Annotated in this window: 26 protein-coding genes and 1 pseudogene; 12 read left to right on the top strand and 15 right to left on the bottom strand. The window is 62.1% G+C overall.

What is annotated here, in order from left to right:
- Positions 1-232 (top strand): annotated as a pseudogene (locus FJ548_RS30030) (hypothetical protein); the annotation flags it as partial.
- Positions 233-1139: 907 nt separating this feature from the next.
- Entirely contained in the window at positions 1140-1946 is an 807-nt protein-coding gene (locus tag FJ548_RS25200; RefSeq protein ID WP_140779270.1) for a hypothetical protein, read from the top strand.
- Between the two features lie 924 nt (positions 1947-2870).
- On the opposite strand, the gene FJ548_RS25195 is transcribed toward FJ548_RS25200, so the two are convergent.
- Positions 2871-3356, bottom strand: a complete 486-nt coding sequence (locus FJ548_RS25195) for a hypothetical protein (RefSeq protein WP_140779269.1) — start codon at positions 3354-3356, stop codon at positions 2871-2873.
- A 524-nt stretch (positions 3357-3880) separates the two neighbouring features.
- On the opposite strand from FJ548_RS25195, the gene FJ548_RS25190 reads away from it, so the two are divergent.
- From FJ548_RS25190 to FJ548_RS30020, 3 genes are all read left to right on the top strand, one after another.
- On the top strand, positions 3881-4786 hold the full coding sequence (locus FJ548_RS25190) for a hypothetical protein (protein ID WP_140779268.1): 906 nt from the start codon (positions 3881-3883) through the stop codon (positions 4784-4786).
- 95 nt (positions 4787-4881) lie between these two features.
- On the top strand, positions 4882-5058 hold the full coding sequence (locus tag FJ548_RS30025; protein ID WP_181168900.1) for a hypothetical protein: 177 nt from the start codon (positions 4882-4884) through the stop codon (positions 5056-5058).
- 659 nt (positions 5059-5717) lie between these two features.
- Positions 5718-5879, top strand: coding sequence for a hypothetical protein (locus tag FJ548_RS30020; RefSeq protein ID WP_181168899.1), 162 nt, complete (start codon positions 5718-5720; stop codon positions 5877-5879).
- Between the two features lie 173 nt (positions 5880-6052).
- Here FJ548_RS30020 and FJ548_RS25180 read toward each other — a convergent pair whose 3' ends face one another.
- Positions 6053-6547, bottom strand: a complete 495-nt coding sequence (locus tag FJ548_RS25180; RefSeq protein ID WP_140779266.1) for a hypothetical protein — start codon at positions 6545-6547, stop codon at positions 6053-6055.
- A 234-nt stretch (positions 6548-6781) separates the two neighbouring features.
- Between FJ548_RS25180 and FJ548_RS25175 the strand changes: the two genes are divergently transcribed.
- The 5 genes from FJ548_RS25175 to FJ548_RS25155 all read left to right on the top strand — a co-directional run bounded on the left by FJ548_RS25175 (position 6782) and on the right by FJ548_RS25155 (position 8325).
- Positions 6782-7078, top strand: a complete 297-nt coding sequence (locus FJ548_RS25175; protein WP_140779265.1) for a hypothetical protein — start codon at positions 6782-6784, stop codon at positions 7076-7078.
- Positions 7078-7515 (top strand): hypothetical protein, encoded by a 438-nt coding sequence (locus tag FJ548_RS25170; RefSeq protein WP_140779264.1) that lies wholly within the window; start codon positions 7078-7080, stop codon positions 7513-7515. Before FJ548_RS25175 ends, FJ548_RS25170 begins: the two co-directional genes overlap by 1 nt.
- Before the next feature lie 77 nt (positions 7516-7592).
- Positions 7593-7793 carry a hypothetical protein gene (locus FJ548_RS25165; protein ID WP_140779263.1) on the top strand — a complete coding sequence of 67 codons (201 nt, stop codon included), beginning with the start codon at positions 7593-7595 and terminating at the stop codon, positions 7791-7793.
- Positions 7790-8041 (top strand): hypothetical protein, encoded by a 252-nt coding sequence (locus tag FJ548_RS25160; RefSeq protein ID WP_140779262.1) that lies wholly within the window; start codon positions 7790-7792, stop codon positions 8039-8041. The genes FJ548_RS25165 and FJ548_RS25160 overlap by 4 nt, the downstream gene beginning before the upstream one ends.
- An 80-nt stretch (positions 8042-8121) precedes the next feature.
- Complete coding sequence (locus FJ548_RS25155) at positions 8122-8325, top strand: hypothetical protein (RefSeq protein ID WP_210242688.1); 204 nt, start codon at positions 8122-8124, stop codon at positions 8323-8325.
- 774 nt (positions 8326-9099) lie between these two features.
- Here FJ548_RS25155 and FJ548_RS25150 read toward each other — a convergent pair.
- The 10 genes from FJ548_RS25150 to FJ548_RS25105 all read right to left on the bottom strand — a co-directional run bounded on the left by FJ548_RS25150 (position 9100) and on the right by FJ548_RS25105 (position 14562).
- Positions 9100-9339, bottom strand: coding sequence for a hypothetical protein (locus tag FJ548_RS25150; RefSeq protein ID WP_140779261.1), 240 nt, complete (start codon positions 9337-9339; stop codon positions 9100-9102).
- Positions 9339-9866 (bottom strand): hypothetical protein, encoded by a 528-nt coding sequence (locus FJ548_RS25145; protein ID WP_140779260.1) that lies wholly within the window; start codon positions 9864-9866, stop codon positions 9339-9341. The genes FJ548_RS25150 and FJ548_RS25145 overlap by 1 nt, the downstream gene beginning before the upstream one ends.
- 443 nt (positions 9867-10309) lie before the next feature.
- Positions 10310-10681 (bottom strand): hypothetical protein, encoded by a 372-nt coding sequence (locus tag FJ548_RS25140; RefSeq protein ID WP_140779259.1) that lies wholly within the window; start codon positions 10679-10681, stop codon positions 10310-10312.
- A 103-nt stretch (positions 10682-10784) separates the two neighbouring features.
- Complete coding sequence (locus FJ548_RS25135) at positions 10785-11351, bottom strand: hypothetical protein (protein ID WP_140779258.1); 567 nt, start codon at positions 11349-11351, stop codon at positions 10785-10787.
- Positions 11352-11950: 599 nt separating this feature from the next.
- On the bottom strand, positions 11951-12442 hold the full coding sequence (locus FJ548_RS25130) for a hypothetical protein (protein WP_140779257.1): 492 nt from the start codon (positions 12440-12442) through the stop codon (positions 11951-11953).
- Positions 12443-12884: 442 nt separating this feature from the next.
- On the bottom strand, positions 12885-13097 hold the full coding sequence (locus FJ548_RS25125; protein WP_140779256.1) for a hypothetical protein: 213 nt from the start codon (positions 13095-13097) through the stop codon (positions 12885-12887).
- A 55-nt stretch (positions 13098-13152) separates the two neighbouring features.
- Complete coding sequence (locus tag FJ548_RS25120; RefSeq protein ID WP_140779255.1) at positions 13153-13383, bottom strand: hypothetical protein; 231 nt, start codon at positions 13381-13383, stop codon at positions 13153-13155.
- The gene (locus FJ548_RS25115) at positions 13383-13721 is read right to left on the bottom strand and encodes a hypothetical protein (protein WP_140779254.1); all 339 of its coding nucleotides are present in this window, start codon (positions 13719-13721) and stop codon (positions 13383-13385) included. The genes FJ548_RS25120 and FJ548_RS25115 overlap by 1 nt, the downstream gene beginning before the upstream one ends.
- A gap of 78 nt (positions 13722-13799) precedes the next feature.
- Positions 13800-14087, bottom strand: coding sequence for a hypothetical protein (locus tag FJ548_RS25110; protein WP_140779253.1), 288 nt, complete (start codon positions 14085-14087; stop codon positions 13800-13802).
- A gap of 13 nt (positions 14088-14100) precedes the next feature.
- Positions 14101-14562 (bottom strand): hypothetical protein, encoded by a 462-nt coding sequence (locus FJ548_RS25105; protein WP_140779252.1) that lies wholly within the window; start codon positions 14560-14562, stop codon positions 14101-14103.
- A gap of 118 nt (positions 14563-14680) precedes the next feature.
- Here FJ548_RS25105 and FJ548_RS25100 point away from each other — a divergent pair, with 118 nt between their 5' ends.
- On the top strand, positions 14681-15076 hold the full coding sequence (locus FJ548_RS25100) for a hypothetical protein (protein ID WP_246678763.1): 396 nt from the start codon (positions 14681-14683) through the stop codon (positions 15074-15076).
- Positions 15077-15093: 17 nt separating this feature from the next.
- Here the strand turns inward: FJ548_RS25100 and FJ548_RS25095 are convergent, their stop codons facing one another.
- From FJ548_RS25095 to FJ548_RS25085, 3 genes are all read right to left on the bottom strand, one after another.
- Positions 15094-15699 (bottom strand): RNA ligase family protein, encoded by a 606-nt coding sequence (locus tag FJ548_RS25095; protein ID WP_140779251.1) that lies wholly within the window; start codon positions 15697-15699, stop codon positions 15094-15096.
- A gap of 197 nt (positions 15700-15896) precedes the next feature.
- Positions 15897-16163 (bottom strand): hypothetical protein, encoded by a 267-nt coding sequence (locus FJ548_RS25090; RefSeq protein WP_140779250.1) that lies wholly within the window; start codon positions 16161-16163, stop codon positions 15897-15899.
- 116 nt (positions 16164-16279) lie between these two features.
- Positions 16280-16630, bottom strand: a complete 351-nt coding sequence (locus FJ548_RS25085) for a hypothetical protein (protein ID WP_140779249.1) — start codon at positions 16628-16630, stop codon at positions 16280-16282.
- 903 nt (positions 16631-17533) lie between these two features.
- On the opposite strand from FJ548_RS25085, the gene FJ548_RS25080 reads away from it, so the two are divergent.
- The gene (locus FJ548_RS25080; RefSeq protein WP_181168898.1) at positions 17534-18886 is read left to right on the top strand and encodes a replication initiation protein; all 1353 of its coding nucleotides are present in this window, start codon (positions 17534-17536) and stop codon (positions 18884-18886) included.
- Positions 18887-19029 lie beyond the last annotated feature (143 nt).

Genomic DNA, 19029 nt, shown 5'->3' with positions numbered 1-19029 from the left:
AATGCCGGTGCTGGAGACCTTGCCCACGGCCGACCTGGGCAACGTTGACGTTCTGATGGTCTCCGGCTCGCGCGATCCGTTGGGCGACGGATCGCGGCTGGCGGATTGGTTCGCGGCGTCCGGCGCGACGCTGGACGCGCACATCCTCGAAGCTGGGCATGAGCTTACACCGGAGGATACGGTGATCGCTCGGAAATGGTTTTGCAGGACCGAGGGAGAAGATCATGGCTGACATTGAAATCGGCAAGCAACAAACCGCGAGCGGCGGCGCAATGGACCGGGCCAAACCACCGGCGCCATCAGGGTTTCAGCGGCGGCGGGATTGCGCTCGTACAGAGCCAAGGGGTCAAAACCGGCTGCGTGAAGCCCGAGTGCCTGTCCGCCAGCGCCGGCGCAGATCTCAAGCGAAGTAAGGCGAAAAGGCGGGTGGATTTCCCTAGCGGCAGTCGGCTCGGCAGGGAGCCTGCGCGCCTTCAGGTCACGCTTGGAGACGCCGTTGTCGTTGCCGAGACTAACATAGGCGCCGTCTTCGAATCCTATGCGGCGCGCCAGGCGATCCGGGCATAGGTGAGCCTGGCAGTCATGCGCTGCGAACTTCCCAGCCTTCTTCAACCCGCGCAGGAGATTTGAAAAAGGATCCGCCGAGCGGTCTTCAGGGGCACAGGCGGGGCCGTTAACCTCGTTGAGCAATCCGAATGGCGTGGCCAGTGTCGGGGGTTGACGTCGCCCCACCCTCGGACGACCATTTTCGACATCGGGGTCGCCTGATCAGGCTGAGGCATGTTTCGATAGGCGGGTCCTTCGGTCAGGCCGCTGCTGAAGCGTTTGCAATTCAGATAGGCGCCAAAGATCCAAGAACAAATTGAGAAGAGAATAATATTTTCCCGCCTGTCTTAGCCGCTTGAGAATTCCACCATTCATCTTCGTCAATAAAATAGCTGTTGCAATTCAGTTGGATCACCAACACAATTTTTGGAGAGACATAAGAGAGCTGTCTTGGCCCAGAAAACCGACAGGTGGCAATACGATGTTAAACTTGCGCTAGGAACGGTAGCTGGATCGCGCACTGGGAAATTTTCGCAGATTCGAACGGCTGCTGCCGCGTCGAAACGGTCGCTTGAGGCTTGGAGGAGATAAAGATGACCGGCAACCTTGATTTGTCCAAACTCAAGCCTTCATCAGCCCGGGATGAAAGCGAGGGAGACGCGTGGGCAATGCCCGCTTGGGAGGAAGATCGGATCAAGGACGTTATGAGCGCGCCGCTCATGCGGGCCATCGATGCCTGGAACAAGCGGGCAAGTGAGCGGCCTTTCCCGCCGGGAGCCGAACGGGGAGACCTCGACGACAGAATCGAGGAGGAGGCCTGGTTGCTATGCAGTCACGGCTACAGCGTTCTCTTAAGCTATGGGTGCGATCGTAGCTACGGGAGTATCTACGCGAGCGACGATATTCGACCCGCGAAGTTTGCATATGACGTTTACAGCCTTGAGGAGTTGGGCAGCCCCTGGCCAAGGACTTCGCCTCGCAGATTCCCCGCGACTGGTGGGCGCCAGCCTGGCGAGTTCGAGCGGGCCCGCGATCTGGCCGAGGCGCAGGGAGGCGTCGTCGTGTTGGAGCGAATACGACCCCGGGACCGGGAATACGACATTTACGGTTCTGAAATTGAAGAGCGTCCAGAACACGACCCGTGTGTGTACGTTTCCGGCAAGCTGACACCAACCGCTGCCTATGAAACGTTCATGCGGCAATACGACGATGGGTTCGTGATCAGAAGATTCTTGGCCGTGTTCGAGCACATGAGAAAGCGAGAGCACCGTAACGTGGAGGCCATCACGGAACGAAGGCCGGCAGACTATCATCGCCTTGGAGAGATCGCATTCTATCTCGGCGAAGTGCGCTCCTGGAAGGCCGACAGGGACTGGCTGCTAGCGCAGGGCAAAATCTAGCGGCGGACGATGGCAACTTGCCTTCGACGAATTCGAGCGCCGTTTCATTCGATCGGTGTGTCGATGATGTCCGCGAAGGTGAGACAGGTGCGCCCGTCAGGCAGCGCTCGGCTTCGGGCGTTGTGGGGAACTGACCGGACCGGCGAAGACCTCGATGCCTTGTCCACGACCTTGGATCGCCCTCACGGTCACCGGCGAATCTCTCGCCCAGCCGCAAGATAGCTAAGTGCGCGGTCAATACTCATTGCCAGGTATTTGCCAAACTGCTTGCCTGCGAAGTCCTCGGCCGCGAGCGCGAAGTGCAATCCTTGTGGCTGGGCGCATTCCAAGGAATGCGGGTCCGGCAACACAGCTAATGTCGGAAGGCAGAGGCCGCCTCGACCAAGGCAAGTTCGAGCTCGGCTGGAGACAGGTGCGTGGTGTGGCCGGCAACCTCGCGGCCGAAAAAGACATTTGCCAGGAGCCTGCCCACCGCGGGAGCGTAGCCGCCTTCGACGAGACGGTAGAGGCGCCCGCTGGCTGTCTCAGCCGTCAAGGCGACCCGATTGAACGATACTATATTCGTTCACATGAGCATGCGCGAGGGCCGATCCGCTCCATCACGCAGCCCAGCGATGTGGATTGTGCCTGCCGGATGTCGGACGAAGGCCCAGCGTTCGAGAGTGACCTCCGGTTCCTGCCAGGTTGGTTCTCCACGGCGACGTCACTCAGCCAGCACTCCAGTGCACTTCTGTCCTGTGACAGCAAGCCTTTTAGATTCATGTCATCCCTCTTCAGTTCCCTGAAGAGGGATTTGTCTCCGCAAGGTGAGATGCAGATCTATTTCCACGAAACCTCCCCAATCGGGAGGAGGTTCATTGGGCGGTTTGCATCCCACAAAAAACGGCCGGGAGTTGCTCCCGGCCGCCTTCATTCATTCGTTGATCAGTCCAGGCCGAAGTACTTCCGGAGTGAGCGGAAGGTCATCCCGGTGACCGCGTAACGTCCCACAATCGGTCGGTTGCCGTCCCATTTCCATGGTTCGTCCCAGCCGACCATGAACGCGCGCTTATTCTTCGTGACGGTGCGGGTCCGGATGGTCGTCCGAGATTGGAAGTGCGGGATGTTGTCAATGCCCGCGTCACTGAGCAGCGACGCTTCGAGAACAGGGCCATGCTCCGCGATGACACGCAGTCCATCCTTGGTTTTTTCCTGTGCTGCCTCCATCCAGTATCGGACCTGTTCATCGTCGAGGTCGACGACGTCGGTCATGTCGATGCCGTCATAGTCACCATCGCTTACGATCAGTTCCGGCCTCGGGGACTTCGACAAGTTGAAGCTACCGAGGATCTCCGCGCGCACTGATGGGCTGAGCTTGGCAAAGTCGGCTTGGTCTAGTACGATTAGCATGTTGAACCCTTTCGGTTGCATTAGATTACGCCTTGCTGGGGCAAGATCATATGTAGCCGACCCACGATGGCACGTCAACAGCTTATGCTGGAGCGTGATATGAATCTTGGGGGTGCAACATCCGAAAGGCCGCAGGTTGCCCTGCGGCCTTTCCTGTTCAGGCAACAGTATCTGTCGATCACTCCGGCCGGTGTCCTCAGATTCAGCGCCGACCTGACTTTCCCACCGAGGGTTTCGAGCCTTCGTCTGCGCCTGCAGCACGCGCCCGGGGCCCATCTTGACCTGGCGTGCGGAAATTACCTGGGACATCTTGGAGCCGATGAGAGCGCGCCGCGCCGGCCGGGTGCCGGATGGTCGCGAAACTCGCAGAGCCAAGTCCCTCGGCGAACTGCCGGATCGGCATGTCGCAGGCCCACATCCCGGCGAGGTTGGCGCGCAGATGGCTGCTGCATGCCGGCCGCTGGCGGAAGCCAGGACAGGTTCCAAACGCTGAAAATCAGGCCGTTGAGCAAGCTTGTCAATAAAAGGAGCGATTTGCAGGCCCATTGAGTTGCCTCGGCGGGGACGTGTGGCACTTGGACCCACGGGAAATCGGGCTGTTCCGCTCGATTCCGGGACCAGCCAGAACAGCGATCGCTGTCGGCCCACGTTGCGTTCGCCGCATGGAAATGCTTAGGTCTGGAAAACGGGGGGACGACATGCTCAGGCTGATTCAAGAGACGAAAGCGAAGAAGGCTGCTCAGGAAACGTTTGCGCGGATCGTGAAGGATTCGCTGCCGACGCAGGGGACGCGAAGGATCGGCTTCAAGGGCGGCAACCGCGACCGCGAACTATTCTCAGCCGGCGAAGGCGAGCTTTGGGCTTTGATCAGCAAGACTCCTGAGGACACGACGATCCCGAGATACTGGAACGCCTTCGGCGTCTTCGAACCCGACCGAAAAATGCAGCTCATTGCAGTCGAGATCAACGTTCCTTCTGACGCCAATGGCTGGCAGGTCGCCGGGGCGTTCGCCGAAGACGAAGAGACTGGCGACATCCACCTGATGCACGATGCCGCGGTCGGCGGCGGCCGTCCCGGCATTGGACAGCAGGCCTTCCTGCTCGCTGCGAACATCCGCATGGTCAAAGTCCTTTGCGAAGATGGTCGGTTCCGCAAGGCCATACCAGTCGGAAACATGTCAGACGTGGGTTTCGTGGGCCGTCTGGCGCGCTACGTCAAGAAGGTCGCGGATTTCAAACTTGGCGTTTCCAAGGGCGATCTGGACACGCCGGAGTTCCGGAAACGGCTGGAAGAGTCCGAGAGTTACGACAAGGAATTCTCCGGAACTAAGAGCGGCCGGCGTGGCGGAACCTTCGCCTACGAGACCTATCATGGCGAGATCGTCGACATGGTCGTCGCCGAAGGCACGCGGCGCGCAGGCTGGACGAGAAAGTCTACAACACCCAGCTGATCGACTGCTACGTCAGTCGGGCCGGGAGGATCACCGAGATCTACGAGATCAAAACCGGCGTCGGCAGGCAGCAGCTCTACACCGCGATCGGGCAGTTGGTGACGCACGCTGCTGCCAGCGATGCGGCGAAATTTCTCGTTGTCCCAGCAGACGAGAATATGCCAAAGGGCTTCGACAAGGCCATCAAAGCGCTCGACATCACGGTCCGCGGATTCAGACTGTCAGGGACCAAGCGGAAGCGGATCATCGAACTGGATCCGGTCCGCACCTGATGGCCACGAAAATGAATTGGCAGAGTACCCAGCCTGGCCGCGGCGGCTTCGACGAACGCACGGCAAGCGAATGGCGCAATGATCCGAAGCCAACCGAATCAGACCTGACAAACATGACGAATTCTCGGTCAGTGACCTGTTGCTTCCGCCGACCATCTACTTGTCGGTCAACCTTGCAAGAGCATTCCCTGAGGCGGACGAATCCGGGCATCTGCATCTCGTGCAGGGAATCGGATCTTTGGTGCAGGATTAGATCCCTGCCAGGGATGCTTGCGGAAACCTCGCCCGGAGGCGTCGACGCCGTGCCTTCCGCCGGCTACACGTCGGCCCAAGGAGAAGTCACATGTCACATCAGCAACATCGCAGCGCCCCATGTCCGGCTACAGGCGCGGCGATGCAGTTCGCCGCCCTCGCCACAGTCGGGGCAAGCGTCGTCGCCAAGGCGCACGCGGCAGGCCTCGGCGCAATGAAGGACGCACGGGAGCGCCGGGCCAACTGCCTTTGGCACGCCCGCCTCATCAACGCCCAGAGGTCCTCGTCGGAAGCCCTCGCCCTCGCCCGGTCCGCTGTATGTCGCGTTCAAGAGTTGGAAGCCGAAGTCGCCAAGCTCCGCCGCTCGGTCGCCAGCCGCGACGCGTTGATCCGGAGCACGTCGGCGAATGGATGACGATCTGCACCACAGATTCAAAGACCTCTTGCAGGAAACGCCCGAGGCCGAGGACGCGCTTCGGGCGTACCGAAACAAGCAGGGCATGGCCGAGGTCACCAAGCGAATTAGAGAGAAGAACCTGCAGGTTCTCGAAAATGCCTACGAATGGTGATGGAGCGGCGCCGTCAAGGGAAACCCCCGTACGCCAAGGACTGAATTCTTTTGTCCAATAACTGGAACGGCAGTATTCTTGCGCCTTTGGATTGGCGGGGATCAGCCATGCATTTCTAGCTCGGGAATTCCAATTAATGGTCTCCCGCAGCCTCGCCGACATCGTTCACAAGATCAGGCGCCCCGTCGCGGTCGCATGTCGGGCAGCGCTTCGCCTGCGGGCAAGAGAGCAGGCGCCGGGTCTCCGTCTGGTTTCATCCCGCTGATCACGGACGGCGTCCACCGCTTGACTGGAGGCACGCCGACAAGCCCGGTTCTTTGACCAAGAGCCCACCGTCCGCAGAGTTCCGGCCCCGCGTTTGCAAGGCGGGCCAGCTGGTCGGGTGCCAGCGTCAGCAACGCAGTTGCGACATTCTCCGGGATCGAGGCGACATCGAACGCATCCCTGTATTCCCGGTCGCCGGTCGCGTAGCCGTGGATATGGCCGCCGATCGACCTGACTGCGATCATGGGTTCGGGAGCCGGAGCGGCGAGCTGCTCCCGCAGTTCGGCAGCCTGGCTGTCGACTTCATCGGCGAAGGCATCGGTCGCTGGAGGCAGCGGAGTGCCTTCCACGCCGAACAGCCAGCGGCAGAAGTCGCCTGGAAGCCGGACGAGTCCGCCCATCATTTGCCGTATTGCCCTGAGGATTAACCGAAGCACCCGCTCCTCCCGTGTTCATGTGAGAAAAATATGGTGTCCACATGCAACAGACAAACGCCTTGGCGGAAAGCAGGCGCGTCAACTGGTTTGGTAACATGGCAATTGTTGACAATAAAAAGGTGCTCAATTGGGGTTGAAATAGTCTCGGCTTCGGCAAATCCTTTTATTGATCCGGCGGGGAAGCTGGCGAAAGGGGGAACGATGACGGAACTTGCGAAGATCGAGGCGGAAGCCATCCTGTCGAAGGAAGCCGCCGACAAGGCGTGGCGCGAGATGGCGTTCAAGGCGATGAGCCTCGCCAACCACGTGCATTTCTGGAGGGAGGTCGGGCCCGAGGTGCCTTCGAAAGCGGAAATCGACGGGTTGTACCGCTATCTTGACCGCTACGACGCGGCGCAGCGAGAGTACTACGCGAAGCAGGTTGAAAGCCTCGAGGCTGGAAGGAAATGGGTCGCCGCAGCCAAGGTCGCAGTGGACCAGATTGGGAGGAAGCTGTGATGGAGCCTTGGGACGAAGTGGACCTCTTCGGTGAGGACAACGTCGGCGGGGTCGCCGACGCCTTTTTCAGCCCCTGCGTCTATCTCTACGACATAGACGACATCGGCTCGGGTCGCGCGCCGATCTGTAGGTATAACGAGGACGACCTCGACGAGACGCGTGACCACGCGGATTACCGCGCCGGATACGTGACAGGCTTCGACGGCGAGGTCGTCTACGTGTCGCCGTCGGTGCGGCCCGGAAACGTCGTCGACCGGGCGCGGGCTGCACCTTGGTGGGCGTTGCCGCTGGCTGAAAAGGTCCTGGCCTTCCTGGTCGTTGATCTGAAATGGCAGGCGGAGCATTCCCGTAGTTGGCCAGACGTTCAGGCCTACGACGAGGCCAGATGGTCGCACGAATGCGTCCTCGCGATGCTGACTCAAAGGCAGGCGGCGTGATGGGCCGGAGAGCAACGCCGGAATGCGAAGTCCGCAGGCGGCGGCAGGCGTGGACCTATGCGCGGAAGCGCTGCGGGATGTCGGCGTCCGAGATCGCGGACCTGGTCGGCAAGTCCCAGTGGACCGTCAGGGCCTACGGCAAGTCGGCTGGCAGCATCCCAACCTGGGATGCGATCAACACGCTGCAGGACCACAATGTTGGGGCCGCTATCGATATCATCGAGAAGAAATTCGGACACGGGGCGCTGGTGCGCTTCAGGCAGGAGGAAGCGCGATGAGGACGAACCCGAAACAGGTCGAAGACGACCGACTGATGCAGTCGCGGCAACGCCCGTCGGGGTTATGGGAGCACTGGGAAACCGTCGACGGCAACGCTGTCCGTCATGTGCTGCCCGGTTTCATGGTTGCCTTGAACCCGCGGCGAGTCGGCTGCTACCATGCGCCGGGATCGGCGGCGAACCTGCAGCAGAAGGCGGAAGCCCTCGGTGCCGATATGATCGCGCAGGTCCCACGCCGAGGCCGCTGATCAGGCGCGTCCCGCCGCCGCGTTCCTGATCCCGTAGAATTCGTTTATGTTCCGGCCTCCACAGCGAGGCCGGAACTGTTTTGACCGATACCGTAACTCCCGAAGTCCGATCCCGCATGATGGCGGCGATCAAGGGCAAGGACACGAAGCCCGAGCTGGCGGTCCGGCGCAGCCTGCACGCGCTCGGCTTCCGCTACTCCCTGCACGCCGACGCTTCCCGGGCCGGCCGGACATGGTATCCCGAAATACCGCGCGGTTGTGATCGAGCGCACCCGGGCGCGTGACCTCGCCAACGCCGCCTCGGTCCATGCGCAGGGCGATGCAGAGGATGACTACGGTCATGGCTGGATTTCCTTGGCGGCCGCTGCGTAGGTCTCTGCGCGCTCACTGTTGACGCGTGACTTGTGGATCAGGACCGCCGCGACGATGACGGGCGCGAGAACACCGCCGCCTACGATCCAGGGGTCCAGGAATGCATAGCCATGCAGACCAGCCCGCGTCGGGGGCAGCCATGGCCATGGCGCATGCACGATCGACGATCGATGAAGCCTCGTTGATGGGGAGCGCCTGCGGCAGTGGGACAGGGGGCTGTCCCACGCGAGGGGGAACAAGCGCCGCTGGCTGTGGCAGGCCGAAGCCGCCAACAAAAAGCCCCGGCTACGTGGCCAGAGGCGAAATTGGTGAACTTACCTGAAAGCCTGCGTTCGTGTTCGCATCCGTCAAGCAGGCAAACGCAGAAATCTTTCGGTGCCCCTGCCACGGCCTCCGGACATGCCCCTCCAGCAGGCAGACGTGGGCATGGGCGTGGATTCGTTGCTGCCGGTAGGGGCATCACAAAGCGCCGGATGCGCGTGCAGCGGGCGTGACCAGGGCGCCGATCGGAAAAACCAGCCTCCGGTCAACCGGGGCGGGTTCAGGCCTATTTCGGCTGATTCAGCTGAAAATGATCGACACACGTTGGCACTGAGTGCCCTCGACGAGGCCGTGGGCTACATGGACCCGCGGGAAAACGAGAGCCCCGGTGATGGGCCGGCGGCTTCGTGGATGGAGGCTGCGGATCAGGCTGCCTTGCGGCGCGGTATGACGTCGAACCCGGCCGCCCGGATGCGGGCGATGGCCCGGCCGACCATTTCGGCCTCCATCGCCGCCAGCACGTCAGCCGGCGGGATCAGGTCCAGACGGCTGTCCGAGGCCCAAGCCTTCACCGTGCCGTATGGCCTGCGCAGCAGCCTGGCGAGTTCGTCGAGGGGCAGCGCGAGGTCGCCCCGTAGCAGGTTGAAGCGGGCCTTCGGGTCCATCACGCTGCCTCGCAGACTTCGAGCTGGCGCAGAGCCGACAGTCGCTTGGCGCACGAACGCGCCCAGCCCTTCGGCGGACGGGTCAGTCCTATGATCTGCATGTCGGCGACCGCCTGTGCCGCAGCGCGGCCACGCTCCAGCATGATGCGGGCGAGCTCCACGTCGGCGCGGCGCTGCGTGCGCTCTGCGTCGTAGCCAAGGTCGACGGCGACGCTGACGAGAGCGCCGACGACCGCCGCGATGGTGACCCTGGCCCGACCAAGCTGGTGGACCGCCCAGGTCTCGTGCTGACGCATGTCCCGCTTCAGCGGTCCCATCGGCACGCGGCTCAGGACGTCGATCACTCTGTCGAACGCTTCGTATGCCGCCGCAAGGACGCTGTCCGCCTCGGCCATCACCGCCATCAGCCCGGCCGCGCCGGCCGAGTGAAGGCGGACCTCCCGCAGCGCATCGATCCGCTGCCTGACCGCATCCACAACGGCCATCTCGGTCAGGATCGCCGCCTTCGCTTCCTTCTCAGTCAACATTTTCGTTCCCCTTTTCTGTTGCCGGCCTGCCGCCGCCGGAATCCTGGAATCGCCCAGGACACGGGAGGGGGCAGCCCGGGGCCGAAGCCCCGGTTCCTTGGGTCAGGCTGCGCGGGCGAGTTCGGCGCGGAACTCGCGGCCGACCATGTCCGACCGCCACACGGCAATGCCGGGCGGCCGCTTTCGCCGTAGGCCAGCCGATACTCCTGGCCGTCCATCTCACGGACGCGCGCCAAAGCGGTCGCCCTGTCGGCGAATGTTTCGGGACGCCCCAAGGGGTTCCTGACGAGTTCGCGGACATAGTGCGGCCCGAAGAACTCCCTCTTTTCGACGATCACGAACATCTCAACTCTCCTCGTTCCTGGTGACTGCCACCGCCGGAGGCCTCGCAAGGCCCTCGGAAGGGGGCAGCCGGGCCACGCGCCCGGGTTCCCTTGCCGCTGTCAGGCGGCCTCCCTTTCCTCGTCCTCGGCCCGCGCCGCCCATTCGGCGGCCTCGACCGCGGCCGCGGCCGGATTCGCAGCCGCCCAGGCGACCCCGAGCGCTCCGTCCGTCGGCGAGCCCGGCGCGAACTCGTAGAACCGCTCAACGTCATTACGGGTGAGTTCCCCGGTGTACGAGTCCCTGCCGAAGCGCAGGGTGACCGCTTCTGCGCCGAGCCTCGCGGCAGCGACCTTGGTAAACCACACCGTCGCGGTGTGAGGATCGTTTAGTTCGACGACGTCGACCGTGTCGGCGAGGTCAGCCGGCACCGAGGCGTCGATCTTCGGCACGAAGTCCTCCAGATCGGCCGGCTCGCATGCAAAATCTTCCATGTTCTTCCCCTTCTTGATCGGTGACTGCCACCGCCGGAAGGCTTCTGCAGGGCCCTCGGGAGGGGGCAGCCGGGGCCGAAGCCCCGGTTCCCTGTGGTGTCGGTCAGGCAGCCTCGTCAACGTCGAGGACGTCACGAGCCAGCCAGTAGCCGAGAGGCGTGCCGATTGCCCGGACGAAATCGCCGGCGTCAGCCTCGTAGTCCAGAAGGCCGATCTCATATGATTGATAGCGTCCCACCAGCGCGGTAGCCGGACCGCAAAAGCCGCTCTCGCTGACCTGCTCCCAGCTCAGCGCGAAGCCAGCGGCGAGGTTGACCTCGTGCTGGGCGTCCGCAAGATCCCTGCCGATGCCGCAGACATAGTCGTTGTCGGCGTTGACCAGGACGATGCCCTGCGGTGCTGCCGCCAGCTGCTCGAACTTATTGATCGCCTCCCGGACAGCCGCGATGGCCTCGACTTCCTCATCCTCTGTCAGGTCCTCGATGTCCTCGACCTGCGGCGCTGCATACTCGATCGCCAGCGATGCGTCCCAGCCCGTGTGATGCTCGGTGCCATCCTCGAGGATCGCGTCGATTGCGAAAGCCGCCAGGTTCCAAGCCCGGTCACTCTTCGGCTGGGTGCCGTTCATCAGCGCTACGATCCTTGCCACGCCGTTGCTCAGTTCATTCATAGTAGTTACTCCTGTATCCGCGCCATGCGGGGCAGTTCCCTGTGATATCGACATCGTTTTCTGCCGCTCACACAACAAAGATGTCCGCTGACGGACAGAATTGCAAGGACTATTTTGTTGACGTTCGCTTCCACAATTGTTGACAAGCTTCAAATCTGCTGACCAAGAATTGAAATATGACCTCGTTTAACTTGGAGCCTACGACGAAAAATACTTTCTCGAAGACTGCCGCCGGGGCCCGGGATTCGGGCCGCTGGGCGTGGCATCATAGACGTGTCGCAAGGATCCGATCCTGGCTGCCCGCAGCCCCAGTGCACTAGAGGGTCATCCAGAGACCGTGGGACGTCAACGCCGGAGCCGGCGGCGTCCGGTCGCAGGGGCCGCCCTCTGATAATAGGGCCGCGGACACCGCAATTGTTGACACGGCCCCGGGGGCAGCGGAAAAACTTCACGGTCGGCCCGACGGAAATCCTGAATGGCCTGCAGGAAGGCTGAAGCAGAAGCGGCTGCACCCCGCGCGCTTCATTTAATAGACATGTGCGTACGTGCGGGCGGGTGCCTGCCGGGAGGGTCGAGGTCGGGCGCGCGAGGGGAGAGCGTCAGCCCTCGACGAAAGGCGGCCCGAGGTTCGCGACCCTGCATGGGGTCTGCCGACGCATGGTCCAGTTGCATCGGGACTTCCCGTCATGGCCAACTCCGAAGCCGGTGACTTCCCAGCGGAGCACTTCTCCGGTGTGTCTGTCCACAAGCCAGCCAACGTTGCAGGTCTGTCCCGGCTTCACCCGAGACAGGAAGGATTCGATCTTCGCCATCGTATTGAATCCCAGCGTGTGCTCGTCGATGATCTCGCCATCCTGATAGGACACGTAGACGAAAGTTCCGGTGTAGCGGCCCGCATGTCCGTCCGCTGCCTCCATCCGTCGCAGGCAGTCCAGCAGCAAGATGTCGTCGTCCCTGTCCGGACGGGCCCGGCAGGTGGATGACCATGCTTTCGCCGGCAGCGTCTCGCCGTCCCTACGGTGCGCCGACCGGATCAGCCTGAAGGCGGCGTCGTAAGCTTCGCTCGTCGTCGTCCTGTTCGTCTCCGTCATGGCATCCCCTGTTTTCCCAGCCCCTCCGGGTCAAAATTACGACACCCACCCCCTGTTTTCAGGGACGGGGCACCGGGCTTTCCCAGGCCTCGACGGCCTCGTACGCCTTCTCCTTTTCGTTAGGCCGATAACGCTCCTGATCTCGCAGAAGTCCGTCAGGTTCAGCGTGGCCCTGTCGATCAGGCCCGACATATTCCGCTCGATGAGTGCGACATCAGCATGGACGCGGGACACGATCTCTGCCGCCGTGACGGGGCCGACAAGCGCCTGGTTGGCAGCTATCGAGAGGGCCTCGAGCAAGTCAGGTAGTCGATGGCCGCTTCCTCCGTCCCATGCGCCGCGAGGTGGTCTTCGGCCGCTTTGATGACCGCGCTCACCATAACGAGCGAGTGGGCATCCAGAGCGGCGGCGATGAGGTCAACGACAGTCAATGAGGCTTCCATCACGCCTTCTCCCAAACCATTACGATGCTCACCTCAGGTCGGTCGCCTGAGTCCCAGCACTCGACCTCATTGATGGGTGGCTCCCGCGCAGTCTTGTCGGCATCAACGACCTGCTCGGCGAACTCAACCCACGAGGACCACGGCAGATGGGTGTCGCCGTCGTAGTTCTGGGCCGACATCACGAACTCGCCGTCGCCGGCCTGAAGTCCCAAGGGAAATCGTCCACAGCCCTCGGCAGCCTGTCAGGCAGCCTCGAATAGATATCAATCACAGCTTCCTCCCTGGGACCGCTTCCAGCGCCTCGACGATCTTGTCCAACCTATCCAGGCTGATGCCGTCGACGCGGAAATCATGGACGATCCCGCAAAGCGTCTCCACGCCAATGCCAGCAAGTTCGGCAGCCTTGTCGAAGGTCAAGCCGCGATCGAGGATTAGGGCCGTGATATCGGCAACGGCATCGGCCTTCACGAGCCGGACGTTAGTGGGATCATTCGCCATCAATGCCAACTCCCCTGCGGATTCCGAGGCAGCGCCGGCGCGAGGTCTGAAACGTCAGCGAGCGCGACGTCATGGACGGTTAATCCCCAGCGCCGGATGTGCGCGTGGATGGCCTGAACGGTGGCATCCTGGTCGGCGGGGCCTTCCAGCCGATAGGTGCGGCCGGACTCGGTGGTCGCGGTCATGCCGAATTCTTCGAAAGCGATCACGGGGCTGGTGATGCGCGGAATGCCCGTGGCGGCGTGAACGCCGACGAGGCGGAAGCCGATGTGGTTCTGCTGCATGATGCCCCAGCGGGTCAGGACGACGTGCGGCTCTTCGTTGACGGATTTGACCATGTGTTCCCCAGTGCCTTTCGGGCCGTTCCCTCAATGAAGATTGTGGGAGCGGCTGAAAGCCACAAGGGACGAAGGGGTCTACGAGCGGTCCATGTCGTCGATGCGATTCTTGACAGCAGCCATGAACACGTTCCGCGGATGGCTGACAGGCCCTTGGGACGACTGGATGGTTGCGGCGACGTCGTCCACCAGATGTCCGCCGCTCGCCTTCGAAAACTCCACCGTCTCTCCGTCACGATGAAACCTTCCGCTGGCGAGCCTCTCGAGTTCGGCGACGTTCAGAGGTTCGAGTTCTCTTTGCAGATAGCGGAGCATTTCGCCGACCGGGTGATCTATGGCGCTGATATAGCCGCCGGGGAGGCCCAAGGATTCCTCAACGTCAGCAGCGTGTACCGAAGGATTGCCATTCCTTCTTCGCTGAAGGCGCGGACGGGACACGCATGAACAGGAAATCGACGAAGTAGCCGGGCAGCAACCTTGCCAGCTTTGTCACATGCTCGGCGCAACATTCGGCGATGTCCCGGCCCGACAGTCCCAGAGCACACGGAACTGCCCTGCGACGAACCCGTCTAGTCGTCCCGAATCGACGTATGAAACGGGTCCCTGTTTCTGCGAGATGTTCCGGAGGTCGAGGAAGAAGCATCAAGGGATCCGCGCTCATTTCCTGACGGCGGAGCCCATACCAGTCGTCGAATCCCGGCACGCGCGCCAGCGACGATTGCAGAAGGAAGGTCACGCTGCGGCTGGCAGACAGAAACGCGTTGAGGTTCGCCTGGAACTCCAGTCCAACCGTCATCGGCAGCCTGACGAGGAAGTATTCGGCTTCCTGCAGCCGCTCCACCGGATGCCGTGAAAACGTGGGCCATTCCAAATAATACCGGCGACGGCAAGAAAAGTCGCCTCTGTTACCAGGTTTCTGTCCATACGGCCAACGAGCCAAGTTTTCTGAAGGACTAATCATGAAGCTGCCTTTGCCACCACTCCGGCGCATCCCCGATGAAGTGAAGAAGGCGCTCGACGAGCACCGCCGGAACCAGCCGCTGTCGCCTTGCGTGGACCAGACGGAACAGGACATCGAGCGGTACTATCGCAACGAAGCCGAAGGATCGCTGGCCGCCGTCAGGACGACTTACGGCGGCATCCTGACCTACAACCTCACCACCTTCACGCTCCGCCGAACGAAGACCGGCCGCATCAACGTCGAGGGACACGGCGATTTTTTCATGAAGTCTGGCAAGTACTGCTGGGAGCCGACGGGCCAAAAACGGCTAGTCGTCCCGACTGAGGAGGTCGTCGCCTGGGCCACTGAGCATCCTCGCGGCGAGACAGGGCATTCGATCTACCGTCAAAGCTGAGACGGTCATTCCCCACCTCACTCGTTGTCTGAGTCCCGGTCTCGCCATCCCACGTGCGGCATGTCGCCGAACGCCGTGTCGAATGGGTCGGCCTTTTTCTGAAAATCGGCCTCGAACGGGTCGTCGTCGTTGTCCGGGCGGACGGCCTTGGCGGTGCGGGCGATCTTCCGGAATGGCTTCATGATCCCGTCCATAGTTACGGCCATGATGCTTGCCATCCATATCTCCGTCCGGAACAGACGCAGCAGCACCGCGAGCAGCAGCGTGTTTGTCAGCGCGGCGTCGCCGCGGAGCGCCTGAATGGCAGCGACGCCGACCAGGAACCAGAAGGCCGCGCCGATCAGCTTCAGCAGCGACTGGAAGGATTCCGCTGTGGTCGGTTTCTTACGGTCGGTCATGATTCCTCCTTGCCGCAGCGGCAGGCTGCGGCCCCGTTGACCCGCCCATTCACCGTAAACGATGACCGTTTCATCTGCCGGGAACGGGGCAAAGACCTCCTTGTTCGCCTCCACCCACGACGCGAATCCGAAGTTGTCTGTCTCAGGCTTGATGTCACTAGACCGCTTCTGCACGGTCACCGTGCCGTCCGGGTCAATGCGGACGGCCGCGTTAGTTCCGTGCATCTTGACCTTGTCCCGGTAGCCTTCGAATGCTCGTGGCGCACAGCATCCGGCGCGGAATTGAATTCTTCGACGAAACCCTCCGGATCGTCCCAAAGCGATATTTCCATTCGTTCCCCCGTCTCTATGAGCAACTCGTAATTCCTGATTCCAAGTCCCCGAGTAATGGGGGGAACACAGGAATCAGGTGGGTATCCAAGCTACGGTCCAGCCCCTTCGCCAGGGACCGAATTCGAGAAGCGCCCAATGCGCCGGATCAGCTTCCTGCGGGCCTCCTGCCGCGTGTAGCCGACCGACACCATCTGCCCGACGGCATCCGACAGCAGGCCCTTCAGGACCTCGACATCCATCTTGGAATCTGCCGCTGCTCGGCCTGCATAGCCTGCAACGGCTGCGGCAACAGCGACGTCGACCGCCGAAGCCTCCGGGCGGCCAGCCACGCGCAGCCGCTCCCGGTAACGGCGCATCCGCTCCCGCTGGCTCTCCCGTCCCGGTTGTCCTGTCCTCGGCATTTCCGTCTCTCCCGTCACTACGAACCGTCACTACGAGACACAAACTCGCCTGCGCCCCCGCAAGCGACAAATCATTTCAAATCGAGAAGCTTCGGTTTCAGTCGCCCGGACCTCGCCTTGGCCGTCACCGTACCGGGAACCCCGGCGCGGCCGGCGAATACCTTGCCGAGCCAGTTCCTGATTTCCTCCGACCCCGATCCGTCGGTCGCGAGCAGCATGATTGCCGCGTCGGCGAGCGCGGCTCGGACAATCGGGGCAGTCGGCTCCGGCGACCCCTGTTCCTGCGCCGCCCGCTGCCGCTGGCGGTGCTTCCGCGCAGCCGCGGCAAGGTATGCCCTCCGGTCGTCGGGGAGCAGTTCCCGGGTCGTCCTGTGGCGAGGCTGTTTCGTGAGTAGCCCGTAAAGCGTGTCGACGTCTTGCATGGTCGTTCCCCTATCCATGATCAATGCTGACCCGAACGACCGCATGATTCAACATTGATTTACGCGTAAACCATTAGATCATGAAAAGCCCGGCAAGGCTTCGCAAGGTGCCTTCGGCATGCGTTGACGGAAACCTTGTGACGGAGCCGGTCGTCGCCTGACGCGGAGCCTCGAAGCCTACGGCCAAGGTTTCGTGAGCACGGCCCATCCAAATTCGAATCCTTGGCGGCGGTTGCAGGACTGGCACTGCCCTTCCTCCTGCTCGACCTAAATCCAAACCCGCGAAGCGCACGGCCCTTCTCTTTCACAGCCGGAGGCACCCGTTGACGAACTGCCCTGGACGGGAGCCGGATTCAGTTCGCCTGGAGCCGTCAGCGGAGCAACGGAATCCGTGTGGCCGTCAGGCACGGGATCCCTTTAGGTTTCTTGATAGAGTATCCGAATCGAAAACGGCGTTTTCCGCAGAGCCCGCCTTGTCTGGTCAACTTCTTATGGTGGAGGTTTGTCATTTTTATCTACATCGGTAAACAAATTTGACATCCTCTATGTGGATAGTTTTTAAATACTTACACATATACGTAATGTGGAGAAATAATCCGTGATTACACACGAATGCAAATCTTTTAAAAGCTAGAGATATCTTCATATATGTGGAGGAATGTCGGGAATATTCATAGCTGTCTATGTGGAATCATTAGAAATTCTACACATAGACGCTTGACGTCTTCATGAGGACGCCTGACCCTTGGTTGCAAGAGGGACGCAAGGGGAACGCGGATGTCAGTTACAGAGACGGGCTGGGTGCTTAGAGACGGCCGCAAGGAGGTCTCCGTCCGGAAGAGCGAACAGAAGCTTAGAGGGGCCGACATCAGGGGGCATCAGGCCAAGGACCTCCATGCCGCAATGACGGATCGGGACGAGGGGCTGCGCCAGTCGCCGCAGGTGAAGAAGCCGCGGGACCTGGTCGAGGGCATGCGCGTGTCCGGCGAGGACAGGCTGACGGCGCATGACCAAGCCGTCTACGAGCAGATGCTGGCGTTCGCCAGAGACGACGGCATCGAGAAGGACTGGCACAGCATCGCGGTCGGAGACATCCAGGCGTTCATCGGCGTCGACCACGTTGACCGCATGGTCGAGTCCCTGAACAGGATCGCCGGCACGCTCGTGTCGTACGACATCGGAGGACGCGACTTCAGGAAGCGGGGCCGCTTCCCGCTGGCGATCTTCGAAGTCACCGAGGACCTGCGCTCAAGCGCGGCCGTGCTCGAGTACATGATCCCGCCGCCCGTCCGCAGGCTGATCCTTGAATCTAGCAGCTACGCGAAGCTGGAGATCAACGCCTTCCCATGGTTCAAGTCCAAATACACCGCGCGGCTTTACCCTAGGCTCGCCCTGAGGGCGGGCTACGACGCGAAGCTGCGCAAGGCGTGGACCGTCAGGCCGAGAGAGCTGGCGGACGAACTCGGGTATCCATACAAAATCTGGAACTACGCGCACTTCCGCCGGGACTGCCTCGACCGGGTGCTGGACGACATCGCCACGGAGGTGAGGCGCTTCTCGGTGCGCGTGGACGAGGTGCATGGCACGGGCCGCGGCCGCCCGGTCGAGACCCTTGCGTTCCAGACGTCGGAAGTCGCGAAGGACCTGCGGGAGGTTCAGGCTTCGCCGATCTTGCGGAGCGAGAAAGATAAGCTGCAGGCGCCGGATCACGCGCACCAGCCGGACGAACTGCCTTCGGCTTCGGCAGTGTCGAGGGCGATGACCCTGACCGGGAAATCGGCGGATGAACTCGCGACGGCTTGGCGGTCGGCTCTCGACAGGGCGAAGGCGTTCAATGGCGGCGGTGGGCCGGCCGCATCCGGAGCGCAGGAAGCCTGGCTTCTGCATCCGCTGAAGCACGAAGGCGCGGACGCGGCCTTCGGCGCATGGATAAGCGCGAGCGCCAAGGATGCCCCGCTGGTCACGGCGAGGGCCGTCCCGCCGCGGCCTCCGGTACTGTCCCGTCTCGCCAGAAGGCCGACTGACGCGCAGCCGCAGCAGGTGGAACCAGCGCCCGTTCCCTTCTCGGTCGAGGCTTCCAGGACTCCTGTCGTCGTCGTCGACGAGCCGGGATACAAGCGGACGTCGTACCCTGCGCAGCGAGTGGCTCCGCCGCGGGCGGTTCCGGCGGCCCCGGTCATCGTAGACGACCCGTTCGACCATCTGGACGATCTGCCGACGCCGGCCTCGCGTTACGACGAAGTCTGTCCGTTCTGACGGATCCTTGACGTCGCGGGCCCGAGCCCGCTATCGATCGCGAAATCTTAGATCTCTGCCGCTACGGTAATCGGCAGACAGGAGTGAAGACCATGAGGTTCTCGATACGAATAACCCGCTGACCGCTGCGCCCCCGGGGCGTT

The sequence above is a fragment of the Mesorhizobium sp. B2-4-17 genome (assembly GCF_006441275.1).
In the GTDB taxonomy this organism is placed as follows: domain Bacteria; phylum Pseudomonadota; class Alphaproteobacteria; order Rhizobiales; family Rhizobiaceae; genus Mesorhizobium.
This window is presented reverse-complemented; position numbering and strand designations above follow the sequence as displayed.